The following is a 13,547-nucleotide window of genomic DNA, read 5'->3' on the forward strand; positions in this document are numbered from 1 at the left end:
GCTGCGTCCGAGGCCGGGTGGCGTGACCCGTACGGATTGGGGCCGGACGCGCGGATCTCGGTGGGCGGCTACTTCCCGCGCGTCACCGGGCGGCCCGGGGAACCGCCGGGCTCCTGCACGACAGGAGGTGACAGGCCGTTGTACGCGGTCGCGTTCGTCGTGCCGTCCAGGACCGAGCACGCCGTGGCCTGGGCGCTTGCCGTTCCCGGCGTGGTGGCCGCTGCGGCGTGCACGGCTCAGGTCAGGGTGGCCGGCATCTCCGGGTCGCGGGTGATCTGGATGCCGGGCGTACGGATGTGCGACGACTGCGCCGTGGTGGTCGGTGGGGCGAGGCGGGGTGAAGTGCTGTGACGCTCAGCGCGATGGACGGCAGCGCCGGGCATGGGCCTCATGTGCTGGAGCCGCAGCCGGATTGCGTACAAGTCCAGTGGCAGGCCGCGACTCAAGCCGAGGACCGGCGGAGGGTGCTGCGGTGGACGTGTGAGTGCAGGCCGGTGGTGTACTACCTGGTCGCGGCCGGTGGACAGGGGTACATCGAACGGACGGGTCCCGGCCCGGCGGCCGTTCAACAAAGAGGTCCCGGCGCGGGTGCGGTTCAAGGGACAGGCCCCGATCTGACGACGACTCAACGGACAGGTTCCGGCCCGATGACGGTTCAGACTGCCCGGATGCCGCACGTGCAGGTGGCGGATCTGTGGGAGTTGATCTGGCTGGGACGTGCCCGATGATGGCGCGGCGTCGTGACACCACATGGCACGAGGAGTTCCTCCGCCTGGTGAACGACGGCCTGACCTTCAAGGCGGCGCTCGGCACGCTCGGCGTGAGCCCTGCCACCCTCAACAAGCACTTCCAGGCCGACCATGCCTTCCACGCCAGGGCCAGACGCGGGCGCGCCCGCCGCCTGCACGGTCCGGCCCCCGACACCTCCTGGCACCCTCGGCTGCCGCCGCTCCTGGCCGCCGGGCTGTCGGTCGCGCAGGCGGCCAAACGGATCAGGAAAAGCCCTATAACGGTAAGAAATCACCTGAAGCGGTTTCCTGATCTGCACACCGCCGCGAACAGCGCCGCCGAGCAAGGCCCCGGGGCCGAGTTGGCGTCTCAGGGCTAACCCCGCTCAACCGATTCCCGCGACCGTACAGCGGACATCTGGGTCGTCGTCATCGGACCGGCGACGGCCCGCCCGCGTCCCACCGGACGAGTACGGTTCGGTGGGCGGTCTGGGTTCCGGTGAGCGGGTCGATCCGGAAATCGCCGAACATGGTGGTCGTCTGCAACCGCGTGGCCGCCGACCACAGGGCGTCGCGGGAGGTGCTGCCGGTCGCGCGTGCGCAGTGGACGGCGATGGCGGCCGTGGCCGCCGCCTGGACGGCCGGGTAGTCCGGCGGCACGCCGGCCCGTTCGGTGTATGCGGCAACGAAGTCGGCTTCGGCGGGGCCCAGCTCGGGCTTCCCTCCGCTGCCCGGGGACCACTGGCCCACGCCGTAGACCCCCCGAGGATCGCCGACGACCTGACCGAACTCGCGTACTCCGGCTGCCACCGCGCACAACCTCGAAGGCGGATTCGCCAGCGCGAGCGCGTTCCTGACCGTCTCCACGTCCTCCTCGAAAGAACCCGCGCACATCAGGGCCCATCGCCGCGTGCCCGCCGGGGGCGACAGCCGTCCAGTCGCGACACGGACAGCGGGAATGCTGAGGGAACGGGCCGTCACCTCGGCCCCGGCGGCCACCTGCCGGCCGAAGCCGCCCTTCCCATGTGCGATCCACATGGGCACGCCGCCCGCCTCGGAGGCCAGGTGGTGGAGAAACGGCTCGGCGTACCGGCTGGCCGGGGTCGGTACGGAGACGACGTGGCCGGGATGGGCGGCCTCGACATCATCGCCTGCCCCGCCGTGGTTCCAGATCAGCCGATCCAGACGGGCGGCCACATCCCCCGCCCGCCGCATGAGCTGCGTCGAGTACGGCCCGAGCAGGATGTCACACTGCTCCGCAAGCCGAAGCAGCCCGCTTTCCAGCACGTCCGGACGGCTCTCATCGTCCTCGACCACCAACTCCACCGCGCCGGCCCAGGCCCGCCAGACCTCCAACCCCGCCCGAGCCTGCCCGCCAAACCGGCCATATCTGCCCGACAACGACAAGCACACCCCTACGCGCAGATGCCTCCCTCTGCCCGTCATGCACCTTCACCACCTGCCAGAACTTGGCGCTGTACCGGGGCGCCGACCCGGGCGAGTGGCGTGCGGCCAGGATCACGGTGCAGGTCCTGGATGGATGGACCCACCCGCGCGAGCGCGCGCGCCAGATCCTCGCCCGGGCGCGGCTGCCCGCTACGCGGTGACCAGGGTGTCGCTGCGCGGCTGGGGCACAGCGGCACCGGCCTTCTGCTCGTCTGCCTGCGCGGTCCGCTCCTCAGCGGTCAGCAGGCCCAACTCGGCGCGCTCGTCGCGTGGCAGGTAGTCCAGGGCGAGGCGGCGGCCGATGTAGTCGGTGATCGAGGCCGCGATGCGGATGTCGGGGTCGTTGGTCAGGCCGCGCGGCTCGTACGCCACGCCCACCAGGTCGTTGACGATCTTCACGAGAGGAACATCGTGATCGAGCGCCACATTGATCATGGTGTAGAGGGCATCGGTGAGTCCGCGCAGCGTGGACCCGTGCTTGCCCAGGTGCACCACCACGTGCCCCAACGAGCCGTCCGCGTTGGCGGAGGTGATCAGGTGGCCTTGGGCGCCACCGATGCTGAAACGCCGGGTGTGGCCGTTCGGCCGGGCTGCGCGAGAGGTCATATCGGCTCCATGTAGGCGGAGATCGGATCGGCACGCCGCATCATGCCGCACCCGCGGCGCGCAGGCACGGATTCCCGCAGACGCGCCCGAAGAAGCGTGAGGAACTCGTGACCCGGCGATCGGCTCGGCAGGGGCCTGTGGCCGTGAGCGTGCTCGGTCCGCCGGCGACCGGCAAGTCCAGCGTTCCGCCATATGGCCTGATCTTCCGGCTGCGCGAGTATGCCCGCCACCGGGCAGCGCACGACGCGGGCCTGGCCCAGACCATGCGAACCAGCACCGACCCGCTGGGGCGGGTACCCGATCCCGTGGCCCTGAGCCTCATCGATCACGCTCTACATGGCCCTGCCGCCCGTCACCAGGCCTCTTGCTGCTGCTGGAGGGCTTTCAGACGGCGCCGCCCCGGTCTCGGAGGTACGCGGATCTGCGTATGGTGAGGCCGCTGGTGAGCGGATGTCCCGACGGGGCCGCGCGGCGAGACTCGGCGCATGCTGACCGTTCTCGTTCGTGCCTTCCGCGTGCCCGAACTGCGGAAGAAGATGCTCTTCACGCTGGCGGTGATGGTGCTGTTCCGGTTGGGGCAGGTACTGCCCGCGCCCGGGGTGAACGTGGTCGCGGTGCGGGAGTGCCTGAGCGGTACTCGTGGCGGCTTCCAGGACCTGCTGCAACTGTTCAGCGGCGGGGCGATGCTGAAGCTGTCGGTGTTCGCCCTCGGGATCATGCCGTACATCACCGCGAGCATCGTGGTCCAACTGCTCACCGTGATGATCCCGCGCTTGGAGGCGCTCAGGAAGGAGGGGCAGCAGGGGCAGGCGAAGATCACGCAGTACACGAGGTATCTGACGGTGGCGCTGGCCGTGCTGAACGCCACCACGGTCGTGTCGCTGGCCCGCGCGGGCCGGATCTTCCCCGACTGCGCCCGCCCACTGCTGCACGATCAGGGCCCGCTCGCGGTCGTGGTGATCGTGGCCACGATGGTGGCGGGGACTTCCGTGGTCATGTGGCTGGGCGAGCTGGTCACCGACCGCGGAATCGGGAACGGCATGTCCATCCTGATCTTTACGCAGGTGATCGCCGTGTTCCCCTCCTACGTGTCGAACATCTTCGCCGTCAGCCCGCTCGCGGTCGCGGCGATGCTCGTCGCGGGCGTGTTCCTGGTGGCCGCGGTGGTGTTCATGGAGCAGGCGCAGCGGCGGATCCCGGTGCAGTACGCCAAGAGGGTGGTCGGGCGCAGGATGTACGGCGGGACCTCGACGTACCTTCCCCTGAAGGTGAATCAGGCGGGGATCGTCCCCGTCATCTTCACCTCGTCCCTGCTCTACCTCCCGCAGCTCGCGACGCAGTTGCTGGACGGCAGAGGGCCGGTCGCGGAATGGCTGGCGCGCTACCTCGTCTCGGGCGACCACCCGGTGTACATAACGGCATATCTGCTGCTCATCGCGGCTTTCACCTACTTCTACGTGTCGATCACCTTCAACCCCGAGGAGGTGGCCGAGAACATGAAGCAGTACAGCGGGTTCGTGCCCGGCATCCGTCCTGGGCGGCCCACCGCGGAGTACCTGCGGTTCGTGCTGTCACGGCTCACCGCGCCGGGGGCGATCTACCTCGGCACGCTGTCGCTGATCCCGATCATCGCGTTCGTGATCCTGCGGGATCCGTCGACGCAGCAGAACTTCCCGTTCGGCGGGACGACCCTCCTCATCATGGTCGGAGTGGGGCTGGACACGGTGAAACAGATCGAGGCGCAGGTGGAGCAGCGCACCTACAAGGGCTTCCTCAGGGGATCGTCAGCCCGGATCTGACCGCGAAGACGACCAGCTGGGCACGGTCGCGGGCGTGCAGCTTGACCATGGCCCGGCTGACGTGGGTGCGGACCGTGTCGGGGCTGATGACGAGCTCCTTGGCGATCTCGTCGTTCGACCGCCCGGTGGCGACCCAGGCGACCATCTCACGCTCCCTGGGGGTGAGGGTGTCGAGCCCCTCCACGGGGGCGACGTCGTGCCGGCCGAACCGGCCGATGACCTTCCGCGTGATGGCGGGGGAAAGCAGCGCCTCCCCCGAGGCGACCACCCTGATGGCGTGGGCGAGTTCCTCGGGGGCGCTGTCCTTGAGGACGAACCCGCTGGCTCCGGCCCGCAGGGCGGCGAAGACGTACTCGTCGAGCTCGAAGGTGGTCACGACGATGACCCGGGTGGGGTTGAGCGCGGGGTCCGCGGCGATGGCCCGTAGCGTTTCGATGCCGTCCATGCCCGACATGCGGATGTCCAGCAGGAGGACGTCGGGGCGGGTGCCGGCCAGCAGCCGGAGGGCCTCGGCGCCGTCTGCCGCCTCGCCGGCGAACTCCAGGTCGGGCTCGCGGTCGATCAGCGCCTTGAGCCCCATGCGGACGACGGCCTGATCGTCGGCGAGCGCCACGCGAATCGGGCCGGGCGAGCCGGTCACGCCGCGGCCCGGGTCGTGGGACCGCCCGCGCGGGGCGGGGCATCGTGTTCGCTCATCCGGCTCTCGGTCACGCGGTTTCGAGGGGAGGTCACACGGTCTCCAGGGGGAAGCGCGCCACGACGCGGAAGCCGCCGCCCTCGCGAGGCCCGGCTCCGAACGTGCCGCCGGCTTCTCGCACCTGGGCCCGCATTCCGGCCAGCCCCCGGCCCTCCACCGGCCCGGAAAGCCCGGCTCCCTCTGCCGGTCTGGAGAGTTCGCCTCTCTCCGCCGGCCCGGGGAGTTCGCGTCCCTCTGCCGGAGTGGACGGCCCGCGTCCCTCCCCGTAGGCGGAGAGCGCGCGTCCCCGGTCGGTGACCTCCAGGACGAACTCTCGCGCGTCGCCGGTGATGTTCACGACGGCTTCGGTCGGGCCCGCGTGGCGCAGGATATTGGTCAGCGACTCACGCACGACGCGGTGGACCGTGCCCGCGAGATGTGCGGGCACGGACGGTTCCGCCGGTACGAGGACGACGGGCAGCCCCGCCGCGCGCACCCTGCCGACGAGCCCGGCCAGGCCCTCGTCCGGGGTCGCGGGGTCGATGCCGTCGAGCGCGGAGCGGAGGTGGCCGAGCGCCTGCATGCTGGTCGAGCGGATCGCCTCCAGGGACGCGCGGACCTGCTCCGGATCCTCGTCCAGCATGAGCAGGGCGACCCCCGCCTGCATGGCGATGACGGCGAGGCCGTGTCCGGCGGCGTCGTGCACCTCGGCCGCGATACGCGCGCGTTCGGAGGCGATCGGATCTCGCGCGCCGATCGACGCCTGCGCGGTGTCAGCGGGCGACCAAAGTGAGGCGGCCTCGACGCCGCTCCTCGAGGGGCTCGCCAGGAGGCCTGTGCTCAGGCCCTGATCGGACGCACCGCGATCGACGCCCGTGCTCACGGCTTGATCGGACGCGCCCCGGGCGACGCCCGTACTCAGGGCCTGGTCGGACGTGCTGCGGGCCTGGGCGATGCCGCTGAGCGGCCACGGGATGGCGAGCCACCCGGCCCACGCCAACATGAGGACGACGGGCACGTCACGCAACCGTCCCAGGCGGCACAACGCCGCCGCGGCCGCCACGAACGAACTGCGCGGGCGGCCGTCCGGAGGCGTGTGCTCGGTCACCATCCCCCACAAGAAACAGGCGCGTCTGCCCCTGATCCTAGCGAGTGCGGGACGGTCCCGCCGGGAGCCTGTTCCGCCCGAGCCCGCTCTCCAGTGAAGCTGAGCCCGCCCTCCGGCGAAGCCGAGACCGCGCTTCGATGAAAGCAGGGATCGCCCTCCCGTGAAGCCCAGACCATCCTCCCGCGAAGACGGTCACCTGCCGCCCACGCCGCTCTTGACACCCCCAGCGCCGCCGGTCACGCTTGTTGCGGTAAGCGCACCGCGACTCATGATGCGCAACGGAGGTACGCGTATGGCAGGCCCCCGGGTCGTCGTCATCGGAGCGGGTGTGGTCGGCGCGGCGCTCGCCGAGGAGCTGTCGGCCCGAGGTTGGGACGACGTCACCGTGGTGGACCAGGGGGCACTCCCGAAGCCCGGCGGGTCGTCCAGTCACGCTCCCGGGCTGGTGTTCCAGACGAACCCGTCCAAGACGATGGCCGAGCTGGCCCGCTACACCGTCGAGAAGCTGACGCGCCTCGACTGCTTCCTGCAGGTCGGCGGCCTGGAGGTCGCGACCACCCCCGAACGGCTGACCGAGCTGCACCGCCGGCACGGCTGGGCCACCGCCTGGGGCCTGGACGCGCGGCTGCTCACCACCGACGAGACGGTCGCCCTTCACTCCCTCCTCGACCCGGACCGCGTCCTCGGCGGCTTCCACGTCCCCACGGACGGCATCGCCAAGGCCGTGCGCGCGGTCGAGGTCCAGCTCGCGATCGCCCGCGAGCGCGGGGCGCGCGTCCTGGACCGCCACGAGGTGCTGGACATCCGTACGAGCGGAGGCCGCGTCACCGCCGTCGTCACCGACAAGGGCGACATTCCCGCCGACATCGTGGTCTGCTGCGCGGGCATCTGGGGACCGAAGGTCGCCGCCATGGCCGGGACGCCCCTGCCGCTGACCCCGCTCGCGCATCAGCTCGCCTGGACCGGCCCCGTCCCCGCGCTGCGCGGCCAGACGGCGGAGGCGGTCCGGCCGATCCTGCGCCACCAGGACGCCGACCTGTACTACCGGGAGCGGTACGACCGGCTGGCCGTCGGCTACTACGGCCACCGGCCGATGCCCGTCCGGCCCGAGGACATCCTGCCCGTGGGCGAGGCCGAGGTGATGCCGTCCGTCACGCCGTTCACCCCCGCCGACTTCGCCGACGCGTGGAAGGAGACCCGGGCCCTGCTCCCCGCGACCCGGGACGCCGAGATCGCGGAGGGTATCAACGGCCTGTTCTCGTTCACCACCGACAACATGCCGCTGCTCGGGCCGTCCCCGGAGGTCGAGGGCTTCTGGGTCGCCGAGGCGGTGTGGGTCACGCACTCGGCGGGCGTGGCGCGGGCGATGGCCGAGTGGCTGGTCGACGGGCACTGCGCGTCCTTCGACCTGCATGAATGCGACGTGAACCGCTTCGAGCCGCACCAGCTCGCCCCCGAGTACGTGCTGACGCGGGACTGCCAGAACTTCGTCGAGGTCTACGACATCATCCACCCGCTCCAGCCGCCGGAGAACCTGCGCCCGCTGCGCGTCAGCCCCTTCCACGTCCGGCAGCGCGAGTTGGACGCCCGTTTCCTGGAGGCGTCCGGCTGGGAGCGCCCGCAGTGGTACGGCGCGAACGCCGGGCTCGCCGAGGGCGTTCCCGCGCCGGGTGACTGGGCCGCGCGGTACTGGTCGCCGATCGTCGGCGCCGAGGCGCTGGCCTCCCGCGAGGGCGTCGCGCTGTACGACATGACGGCGCTGAAGCGGCTGGAGGTGTCCGGGCCCGGCGCCGAGGCGTTCCTCGGCCGTATGTCGACCGGCGACGTCGCCAAGCCGGTCGGCTCGGTGACGTACTGCCTGCTCCTGGACGCCGACGGCGGCATCCGCAGCGACGTCACCGTCGCCCGCCTCGGCCGCGAGCTGTTCCAGGTGGGGGCCAACGGCAACCTGGACCTCGACTGGCTGGCCCGCCATCGTCCCCGCGACGGGTCGGTGACGATCAGGGACATCACGCCCGGCACGTGCTGTATCGGCGTCTGGGGTCCGCGCGCCCGGGACGTCGTCGCGCCGCTCACCCGCGACGACTTCTCGGCCGAGGGATTCCGGTACTTCCGCGCCAAGCGGGCGTACATCGGCGCGGTGCCGGTCACGGCGCTGCGGCTGTCGTACATCGGCGAGCTGGGCTGGGAGCTGTACACCACGGCCGACATGGGTCTGAAGCTGTGGGACACGCTCTGGGAGGCCGGGCGCCCGTACGGGATCATCGCGGGCGGGCGCGGCGCGTTCACCAGCCTGCGCCTGGAGAAGGGGTACCGCGCGTTCGGCACCGACATGACCTATGAGCACGATCCGTTCGAGGCTGGGCTCGGGTTCGCCGTGAAGATGGACAAGGGCGACTTCCTCGGCAAGAGCGCCCTGGAGGAGCGGCGGGCGTCCGTCGGCCGCCGCCTCACGTGCCTGACGATCGAAGACCCCACCGGCGTGGTGATGGGCAAGGAGCCGGTCTTCGACGGCGACGCGTGCGCGGGGTACGTCACCAGCGCCGCGTACGGCTACACCATCGGCAAGGCCATCGCCTACGCCTGGCTGCCCGCGCGGCTGGCCGTCCCCGGACAGACGGTACATATCGGCTACTTCGACCGGCGTGTCCCCGCCGTCGTGGCCGAGGAACCGCTCTTCGACCCCGCCATGAAGCGGCTCCGCGCGTGACCGGGCCCCATGCGAACGGCCCTCGTCCGAACGGCCCGCGTGCGATGAGCGACCGGCTCTGGAACAGCCCCGAGCCCGACGCTGCCTACGACGTCGTCATCGTCGGAGGCGGCGGCCACGGCATCGCCACCGCCTACTACCTGGCGAAGAACCACGGCGTCACCAACGTGGCCGTCCTGGAGAAGGGCTGGCTCGCCGGCGGCAACATGGCCCGCAACACCACGATCATCAGGTCCAACTACCTGTGGGACGAGAGCGCGGGCATCTACGAGCACGCGCTGAAACTGTGGGAGGGGCTGGAGGACGAGCTCGGCTACGACCTGCTGTTCAGCCAGCGCGGCGTCCTCAACCTCGCCCACAGCCTCCAGGACGTGCGCGACGGCGTCCGCCGCGTCAACGCCAACCGGCTGAACGGCGTGGACGCCGAATGGCTCGACCCGGCGCAGGTCAAAGAGGTCTGCCCGATCATCTCGATCGACCCCGGCACCCGCTACCCGGTGCTCGGCGCCACCTACCAGCCGCGCGGCGGTATCGCCAAGCACGACTACGTCGCCTGGGGGTACGCCAGGGCCGCGTCCGCACTCGGCGTCCACTTCGTCGAGCACTGCGAGGTCACCGGCCTGGAGGTCTCCGGCGGCCGGGTGCGGGCGGTCGAGACCACGCGAGGGCGCATCGCCGCCGACCGCGTCGCGCTGTCCGCCGCCGGGCACTCGTCCGTGGTGGCGGGCACGGCCGGCGTACGGCTGCCCGTCCAGAGCCACACGCTCCAGGCGCTGGTCTCCGACCTGCTCGAACCCGTCCACCCCACCGTCGTCATGTCCAACGCGGTGCACGTCTACGTCAGCCAGGCCCACAAGGGCGAGCTGGTCATGGGCGCGGGCATCGACGCGGCCAACTCCTACCGGCGGCGCGGCGCCTTCCACATCATCGAACGGCAGATGGCCGCCGCGCTCGAACTCTTCCCCTGCTTCGCGCGGGCGCACGTCCTGCGCACCTGGGGCGGGGTGGTCGACGTGTCCCCCGACGCCTCGCCGATCGTCGGGCTCACCCCGGTGGACGGCCTGTACGTCAACTGCGGGTGGGGGACGGGCGGGTTCAAGGCGACGCCGGGCGTCGGCTGGTGCTACGCGCACACGATCGCCACCGGGGAGCCGCACCCGCTGAACGCGCCGTTCACCCTCGACCGCTTCACGACCGGGGCGCTCGTGGACGAACACGGCGCGGCGGCCGTCGCCCACTGACCTGTTCGAGGCGCGGCGGTGTTCTGGAGGAGGAGGGAGGAAGGGGTGAGGAACCAACCCCTTCCGAGTGACGACGGAAGAACGCCGCCTCCGGGGCGCCCCGAACCGCCGTGCCGAAGGCGCGGCCATAGGCACAGCACCGCCGAGATCGCCTCGTTGGAGGAGCCATGCTGCTGATCCCCTGTCCGTGGTGCGGGCCGCGCGACGAGGCCGAGTTCCACTACGGCGGCCAGGCGCACGTCGCGTACCCCGCCGACCCGGCCGCGCTCACCGACGAGGAATGGGCGCGCTACCTGTTCTTCCGCGACAACCCCATGGGCCCGTTCGCCGAACGCTGGAACCACACCGCCGGCTGCCGCCGCTGGTTCAACGTCACCAGGGACACCATGACCAACGCCATCAACCCGGAGACCACGCGATGAGCCGGGACGAGCGCGAGGTGCTGTCGTTCACCTTCGACGGACGCCCGTACGAGGGACGCCAGGGCGACACGCTCGCCGCCGCGCTGCTGGCCAACGGCGTGCGGCGCGTGGGGACCAGTGTCACGCTCGGCCGCCCGCGCGGCATCGTCGGCGCCTGGACCGAGGACCCGACCGCCGTCGTGCAGATCGAGCACCCGTTCCCCGAGCCCATGGTGCAGGCGACCACGACCCCGCTGTACGACGGGCTGGCCGCCTCCGGGCTCGCGGGCCGTGGCAGGCTGTCCCTCGCCGCCGACCCCGCGCGGTACGACGCCACGCACGCGCACTGCGGCGTCCTCGTGGTCGGGGCGGGCCCGGCCGGGCTGACCGCGGCCCTGAACGCCGCGCGCGCCGGGAACCGGGTCATCCTCGCCGACGACCGACCCGAGATCGGCGGCAGCCTGCCGGACACCGGCGAGACGGTCGAGGGCCGCCCCGGCGGCGAATGGGCGCGCGCGGCGGCCGACGCCTTCCTGTGGCTCCCGGACACGCGACTGCTCACCCGGACCAGCGTGATCGGCTACTACGACCACAACTACCTCGTGGCCGTCGAACGCCGGGGCGAGCATGCCGTCACCCGCGAACGGGTCTGGCGCATCCGCGCGGGCCGCGTCATCCTGGCCACCGGAGCCCACGAACGCCCGATCGCCTTCGCCGGCAACGACCTCCCCGGCGTGATGCTGGCGTCCGCCGCGCGGGCCTACGTCAACCGGTACGGGGTGCCGCCCGGCCGCCGCGCGGTGGTCTTCACCACGGGCGACGACGCGTACGACGCCGCCCGCGACCTCGCCGCGGCGGGCGTGGAGATCGCCGAGATCGCCGACGCGCGGGAGGACCGGCTGGTCACGGGCGTGCGGGGCGACGGCGAGGTGCGCGCGGTGCTGGTCGGGCGGTCCGGAGGCCCGGCACGCGAGGTCGAGGCCGACCTGCTGCTCGTCTCCGGCGGCTGGAACCCGGTCCTCCACCTGTTCGGCCAGGCCGGGGGCGACCTGCGGTACGACGAGCGGATCGCCGCGTTCGTCCCGGGACGCCCGCCCGAGGGCGACCAGTCCGTCCAGGTGGCCGGCGCGGCGCGCGGAGAGTTCACGACGGCCGGTTGCGTCGCCGACGGCCTGGCGGCCGCCTCCGCCACGGCTGCCGACTCCTCGGACGGGGGGCCGACGCACTCTCCGGGCGAGGCGCGGACGTACTTCTCGCGCGGGACGCGGACGGACTCTCCGGGCTCCTCGGGCTCCTCGGGCGAGGCGCGGACGTACCCGCTCTGGCTGGTGCCCGCCGACGACTACACGACCCACTTCGTCGACCTCCAGCGGGACGTCACCGTGGCCGACCTCCAGCGCGCCACCTCTGCCGGGCTGCGGTCCGTCGAGCACGTCAAGCGCTACACCACCGCCGGCACGGCCCACGACCAGGGCAAGACGTCCGGCACGCTCACCGGCGCGGTCGTCGCCGGACTGGTCGGCGTGGACGTGGGAGCCCTCGGCACCACGACCTTCCGCGCGCCCTACGTCCCGGTGTCCTTCGCCACACTCGCCGGGCGCGACCGGGGCGCACTGCACGACCCCGTACGCGTCACCGCGATGCACGGCCGGCACGTCGAGCGGGGCGCCGTGTTCGAGAACGTCGGACAGTGGAAGCGGCCTCGGTACTACCCCGCCCCCGGCGAGGATATGGAGGCCGCCGTCCTGCGCGAGTGCCGCGCCGTACGTGAGGCCGCCGGCGCGCTGGACGCCTCCACACTCGGCAAGATCGACGTCCGGGGGCCGGACGCCGCCGAACTGCTGGACCGCCTCTACACCAACATGATGAGCACCCTGAAGGTCGGTTCCATCCGGTACGGCGTCATGTGCCGGGCAGACGGCATGGTCTTCGACGACGGCACCGTCATCCGCCTGGCCCCCGACCACTTCCTCGTCACCACCACGACGGGCAACGCGGCGGCCGTCCTCGACTGGATGGAGGAGTGGCTGCAGACGGAATGGCCTGACCTGCGGGCCCGCTGCACGTCCGTCACCGAGCAGTGGGCCACGGTCGCCCTGGCCGGGCCGGGCTCGCGCGCCGTGCTCGCCGCGCTCGCGCCCTCGCTCGCCGTGGACGCCGAGAGCTTCCCCTTCATGACCTGGAGGGACACCGAGGTCGCGGGCATCGGAGCCAGGGTCTGCCGGATCAGCTTCTCCGGCGAGCTGGCCTACGAGATCAACGTGAGCTGGTGGTACGGGCAGGCGCTGTGGGACGCCGTCCTCGCGACGGGCGCGGTCACGCCGTACGGGACCGAGGCCATGCACGTGCTGCGCGCCGAGAAGGGGTACCCGATCATCGGCCAGGACACCGACGGGACCGTCACCCCCGCCGACCTCGGCATGGACTGGATCGTCTCGAAGAAGAAGCCCGACTTCATCGGCAAGCGCTCACACGCCCGCGCCGACACCGCCCGGCCGGACCGCAGGCACCTCGTGGGCCTCCTGCCCGAGAACCCGGACGTCCTCCTCCCCGAAGGCGGCCAGGTCATATCCACCGACCACCTCCCGCCGCCCGTCCCGACGCTCGACCACCTCCCCCCGCCGCCCGTCCCCATGCTCGGCCACGTGACATCGAGCTACCGCAGCGCCGCCCTTGGCCGCACCTTCGCGCTCGCCCTGGTCAGCGGCGGCAGGGACCGCGTGGGCGAGCGCCTGTACGTCTTCTCCGGCGACACCCTCATCCCCGTGACCGTCACCCACCACGTCCTCTACGACCCCGAAGCAACCCACCGCGACGGGGGGGGGGGCGCCG

The 13,547-nt window shown here is 71.8% G+C and carries 12 protein-coding genes; 8 read left to right on the top strand and 4 right to left on the bottom strand.

The features are described from left to right. The coding region (locus AB0H21_RS40590; protein WP_358527357.1) for a hypothetical protein at positions 1–351 on the top strand (351 nt) is incomplete at its 5' end. A gap of 373 nt (positions 352–724) precedes the next feature. After that, entirely contained in the window at positions 725–1,108 is a 384-nt protein-coding gene (locus AB0H21_RS40595) for a helix-turn-helix domain-containing protein (protein ID WP_358527359.1), read from the top strand. Positions 1,109–1,157: 49 nt separating this feature from the next. Here the strand turns inward: AB0H21_RS40595 and AB0H21_RS40600 are convergent, their stop codons facing one another. After that, positions 1,158–2,174, bottom strand: a complete 1,017-nt coding sequence (locus AB0H21_RS40600; RefSeq protein ID WP_358527362.1) for an ABC transporter substrate-binding protein — start codon at positions 2,172–2,174, stop codon at positions 1,158–1,160. A gap of 23 nt (positions 2,175–2,197) precedes the next feature. On the opposite strand from AB0H21_RS40600, the gene AB0H21_RS40605 reads away from it, so the two are divergent. Beyond that, a complete protein-coding gene (locus tag AB0H21_RS40605; protein WP_358527364.1) occupies positions 2,198–2,335 on the top strand; it encodes a hypothetical protein in 138 nt (45 codons plus the stop codon). Here the strand turns inward: AB0H21_RS40605 and AB0H21_RS40610 are convergent. After that, positions 2,325–2,780, bottom strand: coding sequence for a hypothetical protein (locus AB0H21_RS40610; protein WP_358527365.1), 456 nt, complete (start codon positions 2,778–2,780; stop codon positions 2,325–2,327). The two genes, AB0H21_RS40605 and AB0H21_RS40610, sit on opposite strands and share 11 nt — an antisense overlap. Positions 2,781–3,265: 485 nt before the next feature. Here AB0H21_RS40610 and secY point away from each other — a divergent pair, with 485 nt between their 5' ends. Then, entirely contained in the window at positions 3,266–4,579 is a 1,314-nt protein-coding gene (secY, locus tag AB0H21_RS40615) for a preprotein translocase subunit SecY (RefSeq protein ID WP_358527368.1), read from the top strand. On the opposite strand, the gene AB0H21_RS40620 is transcribed toward secY, so the two are convergent. Beyond that, positions 4,554–5,219, bottom strand: a complete 666-nt coding sequence (locus AB0H21_RS40620) for a response regulator transcription factor (protein WP_358527370.1) — start codon at positions 5,217–5,219, stop codon at positions 4,554–4,556. The genes secY and AB0H21_RS40620 overlap by 26 nt on opposite strands. A gap of 88 nt (positions 5,220–5,307) precedes the next feature. Next, complete coding sequence (locus AB0H21_RS40625) at positions 5,308–6,366, bottom strand: histidine kinase (protein ID WP_358527372.1); 1,059 nt, start codon at positions 6,364–6,366, stop codon at positions 5,308–5,310. 289 nt (positions 6,367–6,655) lie between these two features. On the opposite strand from AB0H21_RS40625, the gene AB0H21_RS40630 reads away from it, so the two are divergent. The 4 genes from AB0H21_RS40630 to AB0H21_RS40645 form a co-directional block, all read left to right on the top strand. Beyond that, a complete protein-coding gene (locus AB0H21_RS40630) occupies positions 6,656–9,073 on the top strand; it encodes an FAD-dependent oxidoreductase (RefSeq protein WP_358527375.1) in 2,418 nt (805 codons plus the stop codon). Positions 9,074–9,117: 44 nt separating this feature from the next. Continuing rightward, positions 9,118–10,314 carry a sarcosine oxidase subunit beta family protein gene (locus tag AB0H21_RS40635; protein ID WP_358527378.1) on the top strand — a complete coding sequence of 399 codons (1,197 nt, stop codon included), beginning with the start codon at positions 9,118–9,120 and terminating at the stop codon, positions 10,312–10,314. Between the two features lie 167 nt (positions 10,315–10,481). Continuing rightward, positions 10,482–10,736, top strand: a complete 255-nt coding sequence (locus AB0H21_RS40640) for a sarcosine oxidase subunit delta (protein WP_358527381.1) — start codon at positions 10,482–10,484, stop codon at positions 10,734–10,736. Then, a partial coding sequence (locus AB0H21_RS40645; protein WP_358527382.1) for a 2Fe-2S iron-sulfur cluster-binding protein occupies positions 10,733–13,547 on the top strand: 2,815 nt, incomplete at its 3' end. The genes AB0H21_RS40640 and AB0H21_RS40645, both read left to right, overlap by 4 nt.

Source organism: Sphaerisporangium sp. NPDC051011 (assembly GCF_040653595.1).
Taxonomy (GTDB): Bacteria; Actinomycetota; Actinomycetes; order Streptosporangiales; family Streptosporangiaceae; genus Sphaerisporangium.

Excerpts from the sequence above, each read along its gene's own strand:
- secY (WP_358527368.1), top strand. The coding sequence starts at position 3,266 with ATGCTGACCGTTCTCGTTCGTGCCTTCCGCGTGCCCGAACTGCGGAAG.
- AB0H21_RS40595 (WP_358527359.1), top strand. The coding sequence starts at position 725 with ATGATGGCGCGGCGTCGTGACACCACATGGCACGAGGAGTTCCTCCGC.
- AB0H21_RS40625 (WP_358527372.1), bottom strand. The coding sequence starts at position 6,366 with ATGGTGACCGAGCACACGCCTCCGGACGGCCGCCCGCGCAGTTCGTTC.
- AB0H21_RS40640 (WP_358527381.1), top strand. The coding sequence starts at position 10,482 with ATGCTGCTGATCCCCTGTCCGTGGTGCGGGCCGCGCGACGAGGCCGAG.
- AB0H21_RS40610 (WP_358527365.1), bottom strand. The coding sequence starts at position 2,780 with ATGACCTCTCGCGCAGCCCGGCCGAACGGCCACACCCGGCGTTTCAGC.
- AB0H21_RS40630 (WP_358527375.1), top strand. The coding sequence starts at position 6,656 with ATGGCAGGCCCCCGGGTCGTCGTCATCGGAGCGGGTGTGGTCGGCGCG.
- AB0H21_RS40635 (WP_358527378.1), top strand. The coding sequence starts at position 9,118 with ATGAGCGACCGGCTCTGGAACAGCCCCGAGCCCGACGCTGCCTACGAC.
- AB0H21_RS40600 (WP_358527362.1), bottom strand. The coding sequence starts at position 2,174 with ATGACGGGCAGAGGGAGGCATCTGCGCGTAGGGGTGTGCTTGTCGTTG.